14 protein-coding genes are annotated in these 17,986 nt (G+C 74.6%); 10 read left to right on the top strand and 4 right to left on the bottom strand.

Annotated elements, in window-relative coordinates; genetic code table 11:
* The first annotated feature begins 273 nt into the window (after nt 1-273).
* Nucleotides 274-2,169: a Na+/H+ antiporter NhaA gene (gene nhaA, locus ABGA99_RS22120; RefSeq protein WP_347580016.1), complete on the top strand. Its 1,896-nt coding sequence runs from the start codon at nt 274-276 to the stop codon at nt 2,167-2,169.
* Between the two features lie 96 nt (nt 2,170-2,265).
* Here the strand turns inward: nhaA and ABGA99_RS22125 are convergent, their stop codons facing one another.
* The 4 genes from ABGA99_RS22125 to ABGA99_RS22140 form a co-directional block, all read right to left on the bottom strand.
* Nucleotides 2,266-4,257 carry a glycogen debranching N-terminal domain-containing protein gene (locus ABGA99_RS22125; RefSeq protein WP_347580015.1) on the bottom strand — a complete coding sequence of 664 codons (1,992 nt, stop codon included), beginning with the start codon at nt 4,255-4,257 and terminating at the stop codon, nt 2,266-2,268.
* Nucleotides 4,254-5,708, bottom strand: a complete 1,455-nt coding sequence (locus ABGA99_RS22130) for a trehalase family glycosidase (protein WP_347580014.1) — start codon at nt 5,706-5,708, stop codon at nt 4,254-4,256. The genes ABGA99_RS22125 and ABGA99_RS22130 overlap by 4 nt, the downstream gene beginning before the upstream one ends.
* On the bottom strand, nt 5,705-6,505 hold the full coding sequence (locus ABGA99_RS22135; protein WP_347583275.1) for a sugar phosphate isomerase/epimerase family protein: 801 nt from the start codon (nt 6,503-6,505) through the stop codon (nt 5,705-5,707). Before ABGA99_RS22135 ends, ABGA99_RS22130 begins: the two co-directional genes overlap by 4 nt.
* 76 nt (nt 6,506-6,581) lie before the next feature.
* Nucleotides 6,582-7,628 carry a zinc-binding alcohol dehydrogenase gene (locus ABGA99_RS22140; RefSeq protein ID WP_347580012.1) on the bottom strand — a complete coding sequence of 349 codons (1,047 nt, stop codon included), beginning with the start codon at nt 7,626-7,628 and terminating at the stop codon, nt 6,582-6,584.
* 155 nt (nt 7,629-7,783) lie between these two features.
* Here ABGA99_RS22140 and ABGA99_RS22145 point away from each other — a divergent pair, with 155 nt between their 5' ends.
* The 9 genes from ABGA99_RS22145 to ABGA99_RS22185 all read left to right on the top strand — a co-directional run bounded on the left by ABGA99_RS22145 (nt 7,784) and on the right by ABGA99_RS22185 (nt 17,919).
* Entirely contained in the window at nt 7,784-9,187 is a 1,404-nt protein-coding gene (locus tag ABGA99_RS22145; RefSeq protein ID WP_347580011.1) for an extracellular solute-binding protein, read from the top strand.
* A 48-nt stretch (nt 9,188-9,235) separates the two neighbouring features.
* Complete coding sequence (locus ABGA99_RS22150) at nt 9,236-10,252, top strand: sugar ABC transporter permease (RefSeq protein WP_347583276.1); 1,017 nt, start codon at nt 9,236-9,238, stop codon at nt 10,250-10,252.
* The gene (locus tag ABGA99_RS22155; protein WP_347580009.1) at nt 10,252-11,118 is read left to right on the top strand and encodes a carbohydrate ABC transporter permease; all 867 of its coding nucleotides are present in this window, start codon (nt 10,252-10,254) and stop codon (nt 11,116-11,118) included. Before ABGA99_RS22150 ends, ABGA99_RS22155 begins: the two co-directional genes overlap by 1 nt.
* A gap of 15 nt (nt 11,119-11,133) precedes the next feature.
* A complete protein-coding gene (locus ABGA99_RS22160) occupies nt 11,134-12,333 on the top strand; it encodes an ROK family protein (protein WP_347583277.1) in 1,200 nt (399 codons plus the stop codon).
* Entirely contained in the window at nt 12,330-13,226 is an 897-nt protein-coding gene (locus tag ABGA99_RS22165; RefSeq protein WP_347583278.1) for a Gfo/Idh/MocA family oxidoreductase, read from the top strand. The genes ABGA99_RS22160 and ABGA99_RS22165 overlap by 4 nt, the downstream gene beginning before the upstream one ends.
* A gap of 103 nt (nt 13,227-13,329) precedes the next feature.
* Nucleotides 13,330-14,100 (top strand): FHA domain-containing protein, encoded by a 771-nt coding sequence (locus ABGA99_RS22170; protein ID WP_347583279.1) that lies wholly within the window; start codon nt 13,330-13,332, stop codon nt 14,098-14,100.
* Nucleotides 14,101-14,218: 118 nt separating this feature from the next.
* The gene (locus tag ABGA99_RS22175) at nt 14,219-16,084 is read left to right on the top strand and encodes a serine/threonine-protein kinase (protein WP_347580005.1); all 1,866 of its coding nucleotides are present in this window, start codon (nt 14,219-14,221) and stop codon (nt 16,082-16,084) included.
* Between the two features lie 144 nt (nt 16,085-16,228).
* Complete coding sequence (locus ABGA99_RS22180; RefSeq protein WP_347583280.1) at nt 16,229-17,008, top strand: FHA domain-containing protein; 780 nt, start codon at nt 16,229-16,231, stop codon at nt 17,006-17,008.
* A 329-nt stretch (nt 17,009-17,337) separates the two neighbouring features.
* Entirely contained in the window at nt 17,338-17,919 is a 582-nt protein-coding gene (locus tag ABGA99_RS22185; RefSeq protein ID WP_347580003.1) for a hypothetical protein, read from the top strand.
* The last annotated feature ends 67 nt before the right edge of the window (nt 17,920-17,986 follow it).

Here is a 17,986-nt window from a genome sequence, read left to right on the forward strand (position 1 = left end):
GACACCCTGCGCGCCAACTGGCGCCGCGCCGCCGAATGGACCCCCCGCATGGACGAAACCACCCGCGAACGCGAATACAAGGACTGGCTCAAAGCAGTCCAACGCACCATGGGCTGGATCGAAGACACCCGGGCCACGGACCTGCCGTGATTCCGGCGCCGTGCCGGAGCGCCGCGCACCCCGGGCAGGGCGTGCGCGGCGCGTAACATCGGTACACGGCGGCGCCCCCACGTCCTCGCGTCGACCAGGTTCGCGAGACGAGAGAGACCGAGCATGCCGCAGCCGGACGCCGCGCCGCCCGCCGACCGGACGACGGAAGCGGGTCCGGCCACCTCGGCCCGGTGGACGTTCATCCGCACCGAGAGCGGCAGCGCCACCTTCCTCGTCGCCGCCGCCGTCATCGCCCTCGTCTGGGCGAACGCCGCACCCGGCAGCTACGCCGACCTCTGGCACACCCACCTGTCCGTCGAGCTGGGCGACCGCAGCCTCGGCATGGACCTGCGCGAATGGGTCAACACCGGGTTGATGACGCTGTTCTTCCTGGTCGTCGGGCTGGAGGCACGGCGCGAGTTCGACATGGGGGAGCTGCGGGAACGGCACCGTATGACGCTGCCGTTCGTCGCCGGCGTCGCCGGGATGCTCGTACCGGTGCTCATCTATCTGAGCATCAACGCCGGCGACTCCTCCGCCTCCGGCTGGGGTGTGGCGATGTCCACCGACACCGCCTTCGCGCTCGGCATGCTGGCCCTGCTCGGCAAGAGGTTCCCGCGGCGGCTCTACACCTTCGTCCTCACCATCACCGTCGTCGACGACTTCGTCGCCCTGGCCGTCATCGCCTTCGTCTACAGCAGCTCCGTCGAGTGGCCCGCGCTGCTCGCGGGCGTGGTGTTCTTCGCGGCCATCGTGGCCCTGCGCAACTCCGGCAGCCGTCGCGGCGCCGTCTACGCGCTGCTCGGCGTCGCGATGTGGGTCGCCTTCGTGGAGTCCGGCATCGACCCGGTCGTCGTCGGGCTGCTCATCGGGCTCGCCACGTACGCCTATCCCGCGCCGCGCAGCGAGCTGGAGCGGGCCAGCGGGCTGTTCCGCTCGTTCCGGGAGCAGCCCACCTCGGAGCTGGAGCGGGAGGCACGCCAGGGCATCGCCTCGGCGATCTCCCCGAACGAGCGGCTGCAGCGGATGTACCACCCGTGGAGCAGCTATGTGATCGTCCCGCTGTTCGCCCTGGCCAACACCGGTATCCAGCTCGACGGCGACCTGCTGGCGCGCGCGTTCACCTCGCCCGTGACGCTGGGCATCCTGGCGGCGTACGTGCTGGGCAAGCCGCTGGGTATCGTCAGCGCCACCGCGCTGACGGCGTGGCTGAGCCGGGGCCGGACCCGCCCGCCCGTCGGCTGGGCGGCGGTCGCCGGCGGGGGCACCATCGCCGGGGTCGGGTTCACCGTCGCGCTGCTGATCGCCACGAAGGCGTTCCACGGGGAGGAGCTTGCCCAGGCGAAGATCGGGATCCTCGCCGCCGTCGTCTGCTCCGGCGCCGTGACCGCGCTCGTCGCCTTCGCCACCGCCCGGCTGCCCAAGCCCCGGCGCATCCGCGCCCTCCTGGGCACCGCCCCCGTCGTCGTGGACCTCGCCGTCCCCGTGGACCACGAGCGCGACCACATCCGCGGCCCGCTGAAGGCGCCCGTCACGGTCGTCGAGTACGGCGACTTCGAGTGCCCGTTCTGCGGCCGGGCCGAGCCCGTCGTACGCGACCTCCTCGCCGACTTCGGCGACGTCCGCTACGTCTGGCGGCACCTGCCGCTCACCGACGTGCACCCGCGCGCCCAGCTTGCCGCCGAGGCCGCGGAGGCGGCGGCCGAGCAGGACGCGTTCTGGGCCATGCACGACCGGCTGCTCGCGGGCCAGGACCGGCTGACGCCGCGGGACCTGCTGGAGCACGCGGTGGACCTGGGGCTCGACGTCGAGCGGTTCCGCCGGTCGCTGCACACCGGCAGCGGCGCGGGCCGGGTCACCGCGGACACCGAGTCCGCGGACCTCAGCGGGGTCGCCGGCACGCCGACGTTCTTCGTCAACGGGCGCCGCCACCACGGCGCGTACGACATCGACAGCCTCTCGGCCGCGGTACGGGCGGCGCGGGCACGGGCGATGCTGGACGAGGAGGACGAGGAGTGAGCGCCGGCCGCCGAGCGCGGCGGCGGTCGGCCGGTGCGCGGGGCGCGGGTCCGGCTCGGGCGGGGCGCGGAGGTGGGGGACCGGGGGCGGCGGGCGTCAGGTTCCGCCGCCCCCGGAGACTGCGGTGAGCAGCGCCAGCGGGGTGGCGGCCGCCCACGCCTGCGGGGAGCAGGCGTGTGGATACGGTACGGGTGCCGGGTGGTCGCTGCGTGCGTAACCGGCCAGCACCTCCGGCAGCCGCCAGCCGTGCGCCTCCGCGGTGGCCAGGAGCCCCCGGGCCAGCGTGCGGACCTCGGCATCGAGGCCGTAGTGGGCCAGGCCGAGGGCGATGACGGCGTTGTCATGCGGCCAGCAGCTCCCGCGATGGTACGACAGCGGGTGGTACGGCCGTTGACCGGCCGCCAGCGTACGCACCGCCCAGCCCGAGAAGAAGTCGCCGGCCAGCAGCCGCCGCCCGGTGCGCTCGGCGCGTGCGCGGTCCAGGATCCCGGACCACAGCAGGTGGCCGGCGTCCGAGGCGAGCGCGTCCACCTGCCGCCCGCGGCCGTCGAGCGCCAGCGCGGGGAAGTCCTGCGCATCCAGCCAGAAGTCGCGGTGGAAGCGGTCGCGCAGCCCGGTGGCGAGGGCGTCGAGACGGTCGGCGTAGGGGGCGTCGCCCCAGACGCCGCGGGCGAGCCGCGCGGTGCGGACGAGGGCGTCGTACGCGTAGCCCTGCGCCTCGGCGACCGCGAGGGGGCCGTCGGCCTGGGTACCGTCCGCGAAGCAGATCGCGCCCGCGGAGTCCTTCCAGTTCTGGTTGACCAGCCCGCCGGGATCGGGCGTGTAGACCAGCCAGCCGCGCTCGTCCAGCCCGCCGTCCCCCAGCATCCACGCCACCGCGGCCCGCGCCTGCGGCTCCAGCCGCGCGGCGAGTGCGGTGTCGGCGGTGGCCTCGGCGTACGTCTGGAGCAGGACGAGGAAGAGCGGGGTGACGTCGACGGACCCGTAGTAACGCCCGTACGGCACCTGCCGGAAGGCGGCCAGCTCGCCGTGGCGCACCTCGTGCGCGATACGTCCCGGTTGCTCGGCGGAGAAGGCGTCGTACCGGGTGCCCTGGGTGGCGGCGAGCGCGAGGAGGGTGTCGCGGGCGAGGGCGGGACGGTAGGGCAGGGCGAAGAGGGAGGTCAGTACGGAGTCCCGCCCGAACACCGTGAGGAACCACGGAATCCCGGCCCCCGGCACACGGAGCGCTTCGGCACGGGGCCCGGCGGCGGGCACGCGCAGCAGCGCGAGGTCGGCGAGCCCGTGCGCGCAGGCGCGCCGGAGCGCGGAGCGTTCGGCGGGGGAGAGGGGAGCGGTACCGGTTTCCGGCGGCGGGCCGGTGAACGCCTCGATCCCGGCGCGGACTTCGGCTGCGGCCTCGGCCGGGGTCGCCGTGTCCGCGGCGGCCGGGGCGCCGTGCGGGCGGGCTTCGACGCGCAGCGCCAGCTCCGCGGTGCCGTGCGGCGGGAGGCTCAGCGTCCACACGAGCCGCCGGGCGGTGCCTGCGGCGCGCCCGGGGCCGTCGTCCGCGTACGTCACCTCGTCCGGCGGCGGGTCGCACCGCACCGTCGTACGGGACAGCCACCCCTCGCCGCGGCGATAGGTGAACTCGACGCCGTCCGGCCGCTCCCGGGCCGCCCGGGTCGCCTCCGGCGGGCGGGCGTACGTGCGGCCGTCCGACCGTAGTTCGAACTGGTCCGCGAAGTCCGCGTCCGCCAGGAGCTCCAGCCGGGCCGTCGACTCTTCCGGGCTGTTGCTGACCAGGCGCAGGCGTTCCAGCAGGAGGCCCGGGGCGACGGCCTGTTCACGGAAGACCGTGTACGGGGCCGGGGCGTCGCGGACGGCCGGCGGGGTGAGGACACTGGTGGCAGGGAGGGTGCCGTCGCGGGCCGGGGTGAGGACCGCGGGTTCCGCGCCGTCGACCGTCAGGCGCCAGCGGCTGAGGTGCCGGGTGTCGTGGCGGAACAGCCCGTCCGGGGACGTGCCACGGCGGCCCGTGACGGCGCCGCCCCGGGTGAGCGCGGCGAACGTACCGTCGCGTACGAGCAGGACCCGTCCGTCGCTCATCGCGCCGCCGCCCCGGGCCACGCCCCGCCGGACGTCGCCAGGTCCAGCGCCAGCGCCGCCGTCCAGCTGAAGCCCCTGGCCCCCCGGCCCGCACCCGTCAGCGGGTCCACGTACTCCGCGAACCCCGACGCCGCCGCCCCGGAAAGCACCGCCTGCCGCAGCGCGTCCGCCGTTGCTGCGGCCCCGTGCCCGCGCAGGCCGCGCTCCAGCAGCCAGGCGGTGTTGAACCACGCGGGCCCGCGCCAGTACCGGGTGCGGTCGAACGCCCGCCCCTTGAGGTCGTACGACGCGACCAGCGGCAGCTCCCCGAGGCGGAAGTGCCCGCCCGCCAGGGTGTCCCGCAGCGTCCGCGCCACCGCGGACGGCAGCCCGGAGGCGAGCAGCGGGGTCAGCCCGGCGACGCCGTACTCCTCGATGGCCCGGTCCGTCCGCAGGTCGCGGCTGCGGAAGATGCCGGCCCCGTCGTCCCACAACCGGGCCACCAGCGCCTCCGTCAGCCGCGCGGCCCGCTCCCGGTGCACCCCCGGGTCGGCGCCCAGCTCCGCCGCGATCTCCGCCATCGCCTCCTCCGAGGCGATCAGCAGCGCGTTCACGCACGGGTCCTCGACGGCGAAGCCGTGCCGCACCCCCGCGTCCGCGTAGCCCGCGTCGCGGTAGTCGGCGGCGAGCCGTACGTACCGGCCGTAGTCGAGGTCGGTCGGCCGGTCCGACGGATCGCCGTGGGCGAGGTCCGCCCGGCGGAACGACGCCGCCGGGGCCGGCTCGATCCGGGCCAGCGGGCCGTCCCAGCAGGGGCTGTTGTCCATCCCGGACTCCCAGGGGTGGACGATCGCGGCCAGGCCGGCGCCGCCGAGGTCGCGGTCCTCGGTGAGATAGCGGTGCCAGGCCAGCAGCCGCGGGCGGACGCGGGCCAGGAAGCCGCGGCGCGCGGAGGCCGCCGGGTCCGCGCGGTGCACCAGCAGCGCGGCGAGCGCGTGCACCGGCGGCTGCACGATGCCGGAGGTCTGGGTGTGCGCGGGGGCGCCGGCGCGGGCCCCCGCGCCCGTACCGGCACCCCCGCTCCGGCCTGCCGCGGGCGGGCCCGCCGAGCGCCAGAAGTCCGGGCCGGGGAAGTACGCGGCGTGCGGCACGGCCGGGTTGAAGACGATGTGCGGGATACGGCCGTCGCCCCACTGCGCGCCGAGCAGCATCTCCAGCTCCCGCTGCGCCCGCCGCGGCGACAGGTGCCGCAGCCCGATCGCGACGAACGCCGAGTCCCAGCTCCACTGGTGCGGGTAGAGCGTGCGCGACGGGACGGTGGAGGTACCCGTCCAGTTGCCGAGCAGCACCGCCGCGGCGGCCCGCCACGGGTCGTCCGGGCGTACGGGCCCGGACACTCCGCCGCCCGTCCCGTCCCCGGGCGCCGCCGTCAGCGCCGTCGCGCCCCGCCCCTTCGCGGGAACCGCCGTCATGCGCCGGCCCTGCGCAGGAACCCCGGCACCGCGGCGACGGCCGCCGCCGGGTCGCCGGTCAGCCGGCACTCGGCGGCGAGCCAGCCGGTGTAGCCGGCGGCGCGGAGCGCGCCGAGCCAGGCGGGCCAGTCCAGATGGCCGGCGCCGGGTTGGAAGCGGTTGGAGTCGGAGACCTGTGCGTGCCCGATCCAGGGCGCGTTGTCGAGGACGGCTGCGGCGGGGTCGGCCTCCTCGATGTTCATGTGGTAGCTGTCGATGCCGATGCGCACGCTGTCCAGGCCGGTGGCGCGGATGAGTTCCGTGGCCTGTTCCAGCCGGTTGACCATGTGGTCCTCGTAGCGGTTCAGCGGCTCCAGGAAGAGCGTGACGCCCTCGCGGCGCGCGTGCTCGCCCAGTTCGGCCAGCCCGTCGAGCAGCACGGCGCGGTCGCCGGCCTCGTCGCGCGGCGGGGTGAAGGGCGGCAGCCGGCGGGAGAACATCCCGTACGACGCGGGGGTCTGCGCGCCGATGCCGCCGATCTCGGCGATCACCGAGAGCTGCGACTTCAGTTGCGCCACCGCGTCGCGGCGCTGCCCGGCGTCGAACGCGCCGAAGAAGTGCAGCATCTCGACGCAGACGGTGGGCATGACGACGCCGTCGGAGAGCGCCCGCTTCAGCTCTGGCAGCCGGGCCGCGAAGCGCAGTTCGCCCTGGGCGCGCAGCTCGATGCCGTCGTAGCCGGCGGCCTGGGCGAACTCCCACTTCTCCTGGAGGCTGTCGCCGGGCAGCAGTTGTTCCTGGGCCGCGAGGGAGAACATGGCGGGGCGGTCGGCCTTTCTGCGCGGGGGTGTGCGCGGATGCGCGGAGCGGGGTGCGGGGTCGGGCACGGTGTCCTCAGAACTCCAGGACGACCTGGAGGGCGGCTTCGGGCCGCTCGTCGAGCAGGGCGTACGCCTGCGCCGCCTGTGCCGCCGGCACCACATGGCTGACCAGCGGCAGCACCTCGACGCGGCCCTCGGCGACGAGCCGCAGGAACGTCCGCTGGAGCCGCTGCTGGTCCCACCGCCCGGCCAGCTCCGGCGGGACGCCGCCGATCTGGGAGCAGACGAGCCGGACCCGGTTGTGGTGGAACTCGTCGCCGAGCCGCAGCCCGACGGCGTCGCCCTGGTAGAAGCCGGCGGCCACCACCCGGCCGTCGACGACGACGGAGCGCACCGCCTCGTGCAGCGCCGCGTACGCACCGCTGAGCTCGATGGCGACGTCGGCGCCCCGCCCCTCGGTCGCCGCCCGGATCCCCTCGGCGACGGCGTCGGCGCGGGCGTTGAGCGTACGGGCCGCACCGTGCCGGCCGGCCCGCTCCAGCCGGGCGTCGAGGGTGTCCACGGCGGTCACGGTGCCGCCGTTGAGCGCGGCGAGCCGGGTGGCGAGGAGCCCGATGACGCCCTGCCCGAAGACGGCGACGTCCTCGCCGACGTGGATGCCGGCGGCGAGGACCGCGTTGTAGGCAATCGCTCCGACCCTGGCGAACGACCCGGCGAGCGGGTCGAGTCCGGCGGGCAGGGTGTGCCCGGCCAGGCGCTCGGCGGGGACGACTCCCTCGCTGCGGTGGCCCCAGATGCCCCAGACCAGGTCGCCGGCCGCGGGCAGGGCCGGGGTACCGGCCAGCTCGGGGGAGACCTCGGTGACCTCGCCGACCTCGGAGTAGCCCCAGCCGGCGACCGGATACGAAAGCCCCGCCGCGTCCTCGCGGAACAGCCGGGCCTCCGGGTCCCAGGAGCGGGTCAGATACGGGTTCGTGCCCCGGTAGGCGGTGAGTTCGGTGCCGGCGGATATGCCGGAGTACCGGGTACGGACCCGCAGGTGGCCGGGGGGCAGAGGGGCGCTCTCGTGCTCGGCGACCTCGACCTGGCGGGGGGCGGTGAACTGGACGACGCGTTCCACGGTGGGTGCTCCGGGTGGGCTGATCGGGGGCACGGCTGTTAACGACTTGCGTCGAACATATCTCAGACTTATGTCTTGTCAACATGAAAAAGTAGTGGTGTGATGCAGTCCGCCAACGCTTAAGTCGATCCAAGGAACAGTCAAAGGATCAGAACATGCGCACGTGGACCCGGCGGTCGCGGATCTCGGCCCTGCTCGCCAGCACCCTCGCCATGGGTGTGCTCGCCGGCTGCGCCACCGACGCCTCCGGTCCGGGCAAGCCCGACCGGAAGATCACCGTGTGGTCGGAGGAGAGCCTGACCGACCGCATCGCCAGTACCCAGAAGGTCGTCGACCGCTTCGAGGACGAGACCGGCGTCGAGGTCGAGCTGGTCGGCGTGGACGAGAACCAGCTCCCGCAGCTCATCATGTCGGCCGCCGCCGCCGGCGACCTGCCCGACGTGATCGGCGCGGTACCGCTCGGCCAGGCCTGGCAGATGTACAGCAACGAGCTGCTGAACACCCGCATCCCCGCCGAGGTCGTCGACCGGCTCGGCAAGGACACCTTCGACGCCAACGGGCTGCGCCTGACCGCCGACGGCGGCACCCGGCTCGGGGTGCCCTCCGACGCCTGGGTGCAGATCGTCGCGTACCGCCAGGACCTGTTCCGCGAGGCCGGCCTCGACGTCCCCGACGACTACGCGAGCCTGCTGAAGGCCGCCGGGACGCTGGACGTCAAGGGCCGCGACGGGATATCCGTCGCCACCGACCCCGCCGACGTCTTCACCCAGCAGAGCTTCGAGGACCTCGCCCTGGCCAACGGCTGCGACCTCGTCGACGGCGGCGGCGACATCGGCCTGGACTCCGCGCGGTGCCGCACCGCCTTCGAGACGTACGACTCCCTCGCCCGCCGGTACGGCCCGCCCGGGTTGCAGACGGTCGACACCACCCGGGCCACCTACTTCGCCGGCCAGTCCAGCATGATCATCTGGTCCTCGTTCCTCCTGGACGAGCTGGCCGGGCTGCGCAACGACGCCATGCCGAGCTGCGCCGAGTGCAAGGACGACCCCGGGTTCCTCGCCGAGAACAGCGGCATCGTCACCTCCCTGAAGGGCCCCGGCGGCGGCGAGCCCGCCCAGTTCGGCGAGATCACCTCGTGGCTCGCCACCAAGACCGCCGAGACCGAGGCCTCGACCCGGTTCATCGAGTACATGATGAGCGCCGGCTACGAGGACTGGTTCGGCATGGCGCCCGAGGGCAAGATCCCGGTCCGCACCGGCACCCCCGAGCGGCCCGAGCGCTACCTCGACGCCTGGCGCGCCAGCGACATGGGCGTCGACAGCAGGAAGTCGATGGAGGAGGTCTTCTCCCCCGAACTGCTCGACCAGCTCGTCGCCGGCGTCGGCGACATGAAGCGATGGGGCATCGACCAGGGCGAGGGCGCGCTCGTCGGCGCCACCAACGGCGAACTGCCCGTCGCCAAGGCCGTCGGCGCCATGACCTCGGGACAGACGAGTCCCGAGGAGGCCGCGCGCGAGGCGTACGAAGAAGTCGACGCGCTGAAGACCTCCCTTGAGTAACCGGCCGGCCCCTCTTCCCCCGAGGCACCCTCACCGAGGAAACCGCACATGACCACGATCGACAGCCGCCCCGCGGCGAACTCGGCGGGCCCGCGCCCGCCCGCCGGCGGCCGGCCGCGCGCCCGCCGCCCCCTGACCGCGAGCCGCCGCGAGAACCGCGCCGGCCTGGCCTTCGTCAGCCCCACGTTCCTGGTGGTGCTGGTCGTCGTGATCGTCCCGATCCTCTGGACGGTCCTGCTGGCCTTCCAGGACGCCAAGCTCGTCGACATCCAGGGCATGGGGCTGTTCGGCAACTGGTCGCTGGAGAACTTCTCCGACGTCTTCGCCTCGGCCGGCTTCTGGTCCAGCCTCGGCACCACCCTGGTCTACACCGTCGGCGCCACCGCGGGCTCCGTGCTGCTCGGCCTCGTCGCCGCCCTCGCGCTGCGCCGCCCGTTCCGCGGCCGCGGCCTGCTGCGCGGCTCGATGCTGCTGCCCTACGTCGCGCCCGTCGTCGCCGTCGCGTTCGTCTGGGAGGTGGCGCTGAGCCCGCAGTACGGCGTGGTCAACGAGTGGGGCCGGGACGCCTTCGGCTGGGACGACCCGATCGCCTTCCTGTCCACCCGGCAGTACGAGGTGAACCTGCTGGGCTGGCACGTCGACATACCCCTGGCCCTGCTCACCGTCATCGCCTTCGAGATATGGCGCTACTTCCCCTTCGCCTTCCTCTTCCTCCTCGCCCGGCTGCAAGCGGTGCCGGACACCCTGGAGGAGGCCGCGACCGTGGACGGCGCCACGGTCTCGCAGCGCTTCCGCCACGTCCTGCTGCCCCAGCTCATGCCCGTGATCGCGCTGTTGTGCGTGCTGCGCTTCATCATGACGTTCAACAAGTTCGACGACGTCTATCTGCTCACCGGCGGCGGCGCCGGCACCGACGTCGCCGCCGTGCGCGTCTACGACTTCCTCACCTCGCGCTTCGACGTGGGCGCCGCCGCGGCCCAGGCGCTCGTCCTGGCGGCCGTGCTGACGGTGCTGCTGGGCGTCTACTTCACGTTCTTCGCCAAGCGGGTCCAGGAGGAGGCGTGATGACGCGCGCGCAGTTCGAGGACCGCCTCTTCGGCACGCTCCGCTGGGTGGTGATCGCGTTCCTGGCGCTGATCACGCTGGTCCCCTTCTACTACATGGTCGTGCTGTCGCTGAAGCCCATCGACTCCCTGCTGGTCGACCCCGGCTCGATGTGGGTGTCGGCGAAGGAGCTGACGACCGCGACGTACCGGGACGTGCTCAAGCCGACCGAGGACGGCGGCCAGGGCTTCCTGAAGCTGATGCTCAACTCGGCGCTGGTCTCGCTCGGCACCGTGGTCCTCACGCTCGCCGCCGCCGTGCCCGGTTCGTACGCCGTCAGCAGGCTGAAGTTCTTCGGCAGCCGCCAGGTCAGCGCGATGTTCCTGGCCGTCTACCTGTTCCCGGCCACGCTGCTGGCCGTCCCGCTGTTCGTGATGTTCGCGCGGATGGGCCTGTCCGGCAGCCTGGTGGGCCTGGCGATCGTCTATGTGGCGCAGACCGTGCCGGTCTCCGTCTACATGCTGAAGAACTACCTCGTCACCATCCCGGCCTCCATCGAGGAGGCGGCGGCGCTCGACGGCTGCAGCAGGCTGCAGACGCTGCGCAAGGTGGTGCTGCCGCTGGCCGCGCCGTCGCTGATGGCCACCGGGCTGTACGTCTTCATGATCGCCTGGAACGAGTTCCTGTTCGCCCTGCTCTTCCTCGCCGCCGAGCCGGAGAGCTGGACCGTCTCGCTGGGCCTGGCGCAGCTCTCCAACGGCATCGAGGTCTCCAAGACCGTGCTCATGGCCGGTTCCGTGGTCCTCACCATCCCCGTGGTACTGCTGTTCTTCGCCGCGGAACGGCTCCTCACCGAGGGGCTGACCAGCGGCGCCGACAAGAGCTGAGCGGAGAGACGACGTATGCGCAACCAGGCCAGCGCGGGGCAGTTGCTCCAGCTCATCCGCACCGGCGAGGCCACCACCCGGGCGGCGCTGCAGGACGCCACCGGCCTGTCCCGCTCCACCGTCGCCGGCCGGCTCGACGCACTCCAGGCCGCCGGCTGGCTGCGCGGTGCCGCCGGCGTCTCGACCGGCGGCCGGCCCTCCGTGCAGCTGGAGTTCGACACCGAGCACGCCGTCGTGCTCGCCGCCGACCTGCAGACCCGGCACGGCCGCGCCGCCGTCCTCGACCTCGCCGGCCGGCCGCTCGCCGAGCGCACCGGCGAACTGCGCGTCGGCGACGGGCCCGAGCCGGTCCTCGACGAGCTGGGGCGCTGGTTCGGCCCGCTGCTCGCCGAGGCCGGGCGGCGCGCGGACGAGGTGTGCGGCATCGGCATCTCGGTGCCGGGCCCGGTGGACTTCGACACCGGCCTCGTCGTACAGCCGCCGATCATGCCCGGCTGGGACGGCTACCCGATCCAGGACCACATGCGCCGCTCCTTCGCCAAGCACGCGGAAGGCCCCGAGGACGTGCCGGTGCTCGTGGACAACGACGCCAACCTCCTGGCGTTCGCGGAGCAGCGCGCCGGGTTCGCCGACTGCGCGGCCTTCGTGCTCGTCAAGGTCTCCACCGGCATCGGCGCCGGCGTCGTCGTGGACGGCCGCATCTACCGGGGCATCGACGGCGGCGCGGGCGACATCGGGCACGTACGGCTGCACGACGGGATGGACGCCCTCTGCGCCTGCGGCTCGTACGGCTGCCTCGCCGCCGTCGCCAGCGGGCGGGCGCTGGCCGGCCGGCTCACCGAGCTGGGTGTGCCCGCGACCTCCGGCTCCGACGTGCGCGACCTGCTCGCCGCCGGGCAGCCGGACGCGGTGCGGCTCGCGCGCGCGGCCGGGATGCGGGTGGGCGAGGTGCTGGCCACGGTCGTCACGCTGCTGAACCCCGGCGTGCTCATGATCGTCGGCGACCTCGCCGGCACGCCCTTCCTCACCGGCGTACGGGAGTTGCTGTACCAGCGCGCGATGCCGCGTACCACCGCGCACCTCCAGGTCGTCACGCCCGGCCTCGGCGACGGTGCGGGGCTCGCGGGCGCGGGGGCGCTGGTGGTGGAGCACCTGTACGCGCCCGGCCGCGCGGACGAGCGGCTGGCGGCCCGTAGCGGAAACGGTGCGCGATGACGGCCGGCGCCGAGGCCGACATACCGGTGCCGCCGGTACGGGTCGGGCTCGTCGGCGCGGGGCCCTGGGCCCGCGCCATGCACGCCCGGATGCTCGCCGAAGGACCCGAGACCGAGCTGACCGCCGTCTGGGCCCGCCGTCCCGAGGCCGCCGCCGAGGTGGCCGCGCCGTACGGGGCCGCGGTCGCCGGCTCCTTCGCCGAACTGCTCGACGGCTGCGAGGCCGTCGACTTCGCCGTACCGCCGGCCGTCCAGGCCGAACTGGCCGTACGCGCCGCCGCCGTGGGCAAGGCGCTGCTGCTGGAGAAGCCCCTCGGCCCCGACCTCGCGGCCGCCCGCGCCGTCGCCGCCGCCGTGGCCGAGCACGGCGTCGTCTCGCAGCTCGTGCTCACCAAGCGGTACCACCCCGCCACCCGCGACTTCCTGCGCCGCGCCGCCGCCGCGGACATCTCCGGTGCCCGTTCCTGCTACCTCCACGGTGCCTTCCTCGGCGGCGAGTTCGCCACCGCCTGGCGGCTGGAGCACGGCGCCCTGCTCGACCTCGGCCCGCACCTGCTCGACCTCCTCGACGCCGCCGTCGGCCCCGTCGCCGCCGTGCGCGGCACCGGCGACCCGCGCCGCTGGATCGAGCTGACCTGCGAGCACGAGAACGGCGCCGTCAGCCAGGCGTCGCTGTCGGGCAGTGTCCGGCTGCCCGCCGCCCGCACCCGCGTCGAGCTGTTCGGCCCCGGCGACGAACTCGTCTACGACACCGCGGGGCTCGACCACGACGAGTGCTGGCCCGTACTGCGCCGCGAGTTCGCCGCCGCCGTCCGTGCCGGCCGCCCCAGCGGCCTCGACGCACGCCGCGGCCTGCGCCTCCAGGAGCTGCTGCACCAGGCCCTGCCGGGCTGAACCCCGGCCGGTTCCACGCCGGTCGCACCGGCCCCGGGACCCCTCCCGGGGCCGCGCGGGACACTGGTGGGGCACGTACCGTCACAAGCTGCGGAGGCCGGCGATGACCCTGCGAGAGAGCCTGGCGCGCGGGGCCGCGCCGTCGCCGCCCGGGACCCTGCACGCCCGCAGTGTCGCCGGCGGAATCCGGGTGCCGCCCGGCGCCGAGCGCGTGGTGCGCTTCGGGCGCGACAAGGACGAGGTCGACCTGTGCGTCGGCGAGGACGACCTGCGCGTCAGCCGCCGGCACGGAGAGCTGTCGTACCAGCGCAGCACCTGGTGGCTGCGGAACACCGGCCAGCAGCTCGTCCGGCTGCCCCGCGGCCGGCTCATGCACCTTTCCACCGAGCCGATCCCCCTCGCCCCCGGCTACACACCGCTGTTCGTCAAGGGCTCGGGCCACCGCGAGCACCTCGTCGAGCTGTACGTCACGGACGCCGGCGAGGCGGGCCGGGTGCCGCGCCACCGCGCCGAGACGCTGCCGCCCAAGCGCTGGCCGCTCTCCCCGGAGGAGCGGCTGGTGCTCGTCGTCCTCGGACAGCAGTACCTGCAGTACGAGTCGGATCCGCGCCCGCTGTCCTACCGGCAGGCGGCCGAGCTGCTGGCCTTCCTGCCCGGCGCCGACGGGATCACCAAGCGCGTCATCGAGCACCGGGTCGAGGACGTCCGCCGGCGGCTGGCGCGCGGCGGGTTCCCGTACCAGGTGACCCGGGGCGACGACGGCGGCGGCCCGAGCGACAGCGTCCTGAAGCACAACCTGCTGCGCGGACTGGTGGAATCCACCACCCTCGTACCGACCGATCTCGAACTCCTGGACGACTATTTCTCAAGCTGAGCGCCCTTTTCGCCGCTTCGGCGCGGCTGACGCGGGGAAGTCGTGAAGACGCCGTGCCAGTGCCGCGCGCAGCCGCTACATTTCGCCCTGCAGACAGGCGAAAGGAGTCGCGGTGCGCGTGGGTCGGCTTGTCGGCGACCGCTACCGGCTCGAAGAGCTGATCGGTGACGAGGGGCGCGGCGAGGTCTGGTTCGCCGCGGACGAGCAACTGGGCCGCAGGGTCGTGCTCAAACGCGGCGGCGCCATCGGCGAGCGCCCCCGGCTGCTCGGTGTGGCCCGCGCCCAGGCGAGGGCCACCCACCCGCACGTGGTCACGCTCTACGGCGTGGAGTTCATCGAGTCGGGACCGGACGCGGGCTGCTGGCTCGTGATGGAACACGTCACCGGCGGCAGCCTGGAGAAGCAGCCCAGGATGGCGCCCGAGAAGGCGGCGCGGATAGGCGCGCAGATCGCGTCGGCGCTGGCGGCGCTGCACGCCAACGGCGTCGTGCACTGCGACGTCAAGCCCGCCAACGTCGTCATCACCGACGACGGCACGCCCAAGCTCACGGACTTCGACTCCGCCCAGCGCACCGGCAGCAACGAGACCATCTCGCCGGACCGCCCGCTCAGTTACACCCCCGACTACGCCGCCCCCGAGGTCGTCAACGGCTCGCCCGTGCCCCGCTCGGACGTGTACTCCCTCGCGGCGATGCTCTACAAGGCCGTCACCGGCGTCCCCCACGACGAGGACGACGGCGACGAGGACGAGTCCACGCTGCGCGAGTGGAAGGTCAGCCAGGGTGTGCTGCGCCGGGAGCGCGACACCGGGCCCCTCGCCGCGCCGCTCGAAGCGATGCTCCGCCGCCGGGCCGACCGGCGGCCCGACGCGGCCGAGGCCCGCCGGTTACTGGAGGAGGCGGCCGGGCAGCGCAGGTGGGCCCGGCGGTTCGCCTTCCTCGGCACGCCGCGCCGGCACCCGCGGGCGTCCGTCGCCGCCGGCACGGCGCTGGTCGCGGCGGCGGCCCTGGCCGGCGCCTGGTTCTGGTGGCTCACCCCCGACCGCGACGACGACGAGCCGGGCCGTCAGCCGGGCGACGGGAAGCCGCACGCCGGCTCGGTCATCGGCGACCGGCGCACCATGGACCCGTGCGCCCTGACCGACCCCGGCGAGTTCGCCCGGTTCGGCCAGAGCGTGGAGCGGGACCGCGACTACGGCAACTTCGACCGCTGCGACGTGCTGGTCTACCCGCAGGGCGAGGACGGGGAACACATCGACGTCCAGGTCGAGTTCGACGCGGGACCCGCACCCGAGTCGCCGGCCCCGGTGCGTACCTTCGGCGGCATCGGCATCATCGAGGGGCCGCAGGAGGGCGACGAGTGCGCGCGGGCCCTCGTCCTGCCGGACGAGGCGGACAGCGACGTCAGCATCTGGATCTACGTCGACGGCGGGGCCGCCCGGGACTACGGCGGCATCGGCACCCTGTGCGACATGGCCGACATCGCCGCCAGGACCGCCAGCGAGACGCTGGGCAAGGCCCGGACCGAGAAGCGCACCGTCCCGCGCCGCGACCCGCCGGCGGCGGACGTGTCGCTGCTGTGGCTGGACGCCTGCCGGCTGCTCGACGCCCGCGCGCTGGAGATCGTCCCCGGCGTCGACGCCGGCGACCCCGACGTGGGCTTCGGCAACTGGGACTGCGACTGGTACAGCACCACGCGCGACATAGAGGTCCAGTTGCGCTACGACCGCGACCAGCCGCTCAGCGGCGAGGACGGCAGGGTGACCATGATGGCGGGCCGCGACGCGGTCGTCTCCCCGGCGTACGACGGCGAGGACACCTGCACGGTACGGGTCGAGTACCGCGAGTACCCCGACGAGAACGGCCAGAAGGCCGTCGAACTGCTCTACCTCACCCTCGACGGCGACGACGAGTCGCCGGACGAGCTGTGCGGGATGGCCACGCAGCTCGCCGAGACGGCCGCGCGGGAGCTGCCGAGGATCTGAACCGGTACGGCCCGTGCGCCCCGTACAGGTTCGTGACCGGCGGCGGGGAGGGGTCCCCGGCGGCAGGGAGCACCGTGGGGCGGTCGGCAGCAGCCGGCCGCGGCCGAGGGGACCTGCGATGGACCGTATCCGAGGACACCGGGGATGAGCGGGCGCGACAGCCTGGCCCGCGGTGTGAGGCCCGCGCAGCCGGGCACGCTGCACGCGCGTTCGGCAGCCGACGGCATCGAGGTGGCGCCGCTGCCCGGGCTGACCGTACGGTTCGGGCGCGGTCCCGGCGAGGAGGGCGCGGGCGGGGACGTCGAGTTGTCCGTGGGCCGGAGCGATCAGGGCGTGAGCCGGCGGCACGGCGAGCTGACGTATCTGGAGGGCGGCTGGACGCTGCGCAACACCGGGCAGCAGGCGCTGCGGCTGCCGCGCGGGCGACTGCTGCCGCCGGGCTCGGACCGGTTGCCGCTGGCCGCGGGGTACACGCCGGTGTTCGTCAGGGGCTCCGGTTTCCGCGAGCATCTGGTGGAGTTGTACGTGGTCCGTCCGGAAACGGCGGGTCCGGAGGGCCTCGCGGGCGCACCGCTGCCGGCGGCGTGGGCGCTGTCCGAGGACGAGCGGCTGGTGCTGGTGGTGCTGGGGCAGCGGTATCTGCGCCACGAGCCGGACCCGCGCCCGCTGCCGTACCGGCAGGCGGCGGAGGTGATGGCGTTCCTGCGGCCGGGGGAGCGGTGGGGCACGGCGGAGGTCGCAAGCCGGGTGGAGGACGTACGCCGCCGGCTGGCGCGCCACGGCGGGCGGTTGCCGGCGCTACGGGCCGAGGAGGCGCCGGAGCCGCAGGGCTGTACGCCGGACCACCGGCTGCTGACGGATCTGGTGGCGGCGACGGCACTGGTGCCGCCGGACCTGGGGCTGCTGGACGGCGTGGCGGGCTGAGGCAGGCCGCGGTCGGGCGGCGGGCGTCCGGCCGGCCGGGTGCCCGGCGCGCCCGTGGCCGCAGGCGTACGGCCGGCGCCGCCGGCCGGTCCGCCCTGCCCGGCGGTCCGCCCCGGCCTGCCCTCGAACCCGCCGCCGGACTGCCCTTCGGCGATCACCGCCGGGTCGCGCGGCGTTCATCTTGCGGCCCGACCCTCGGCAGCAGCCGCCGCGTCAGGACGCGGCACCCGGCACGACTGGGAGGGCGTCATGGGCCACGGACACCGACCCCGCGACCATCACCGGCGAGGCGCGGATCCCGCCGCCCGTATCGCGACCCGCCACCGCGCATGAGCAGCGCCTACGTCCTCGGCGCCGACCCCGGACTGACCGAACTGCGCGACGCGGACCACCTGCTGCACGCCCTGGCGGGCGAACTGCGGCTGCCGCGCACCGCGTACGGCTGCACCCACCTCGTCTCCGGCGAGCAGCCCCGTATCGCCGTCTCCCTCGCGCTGGCCGGCGCCACCGACGCGGCCGCCGCCTGGCGGTGGCTCACCGCGCGCGGCCACGCCGTCGCCGGGCTGCCCGGCGGCACCCGCCACGGCCCCGGCGAGGCCGCCGCGGCGGCGGCCCGCGCCGCCGCCGAGCACGCCTCGCGCAGCGTCGGCCGCGCGGTGCTGTACCCGGGGGCGGACGCGCTGAGCGGGACGATGACGGTCGGCGAGTTGCTGGGCGCCTCGGCGATCGAGCAGGTCGTGCTGCTCGGCGCGCCGCACGGACCGCCGTGGGAGGCCAGGATGGTCACTCGCGGGCACGTGCGCCCGCAGTGGCTCGACGGGCGGCTGGTGCTCGCGGCGGTCCGGGCGGCGGCGGAGACGCTGATCCCGTTCGAGGCCCCGGCCCCCATGCCGTGCTGCACGAGCCGCTGACGCCTTCGGACCGTCGGGCCGTACGGGCCGCCGCCCGGCGCGGCGCACCCGCCCCGAGCCCGCCGGG

It is taken from the genome of Streptomyces sp. B5E4 (genome assembly GCF_039871555.1).
GTDB lineage: Bacteria > Actinomycetota > Actinomycetes > Streptomycetales > Streptomycetaceae > Streptomyces.

Bases quoted from the DNA above. Each gene is read 5' to 3' on its own strand.
- ABGA99_RS22130 (WP_347580014.1), bottom strand. From the start codon at position 5,708: ATGACGGCGGTTCCCGCGAAGGGGCGGGGCGCGACGGCGCTGACGGCG.
- ABGA99_RS22170 (WP_347583279.1), top strand. From the start codon at position 13,330: ATGACCCTGCGAGAGAGCCTGGCGCGCGGGGCCGCGCCGTCGCCGCCC.
- ABGA99_RS22125 (WP_347580015.1), bottom strand. From the start codon at position 4,257: ATGAGCGACGGACGGGTCCTGCTCGTACGCGACGGTACGTTCGCCGCG.
- ABGA99_RS22135 (WP_347583275.1), bottom strand. From the start codon at position 6,505: ATGTTCTCCCTCGCGGCCCAGGAACAACTGCTGCCCGGCGACAGCCTC.
- nhaA (WP_347580016.1), top strand. From the start codon at position 274: ATGCCGCAGCCGGACGCCGCGCCGCCCGCCGACCGGACGACGGAAGCG.
- ABGA99_RS22160 (WP_347583277.1), top strand. From the start codon at position 11,134: ATGCGCAACCAGGCCAGCGCGGGGCAGTTGCTCCAGCTCATCCGCACC.
- ABGA99_RS22145 (WP_347580011.1), top strand. From the start codon at position 7,784: ATGCGCACGTGGACCCGGCGGTCGCGGATCTCGGCCCTGCTCGCCAGC.
- ABGA99_RS22180 (WP_347583280.1), top strand. From the start codon at position 16,229: ATGAGCGGGCGCGACAGCCTGGCCCGCGGTGTGAGGCCCGCGCAGCCG.
- ABGA99_RS22150 (WP_347583276.1), top strand. From the start codon at position 9,236: ATGACCACGATCGACAGCCGCCCCGCGGCGAACTCGGCGGGCCCGCGC.
- ABGA99_RS22165 (WP_347583278.1), top strand. From the start codon at position 12,330: ATGACGGCCGGCGCCGAGGCCGACATACCGGTGCCGCCGGTACGGGTC.
- ABGA99_RS22155 (WP_347580009.1), top strand. From the start codon at position 10,252: ATGACGCGCGCGCAGTTCGAGGACCGCCTCTTCGGCACGCTCCGCTGG.
- ABGA99_RS22185 (WP_347580003.1), top strand. From the start codon at position 17,338: ATGAGCAGCGCCTACGTCCTCGGCGCCGACCCCGGACTGACCGAACTG.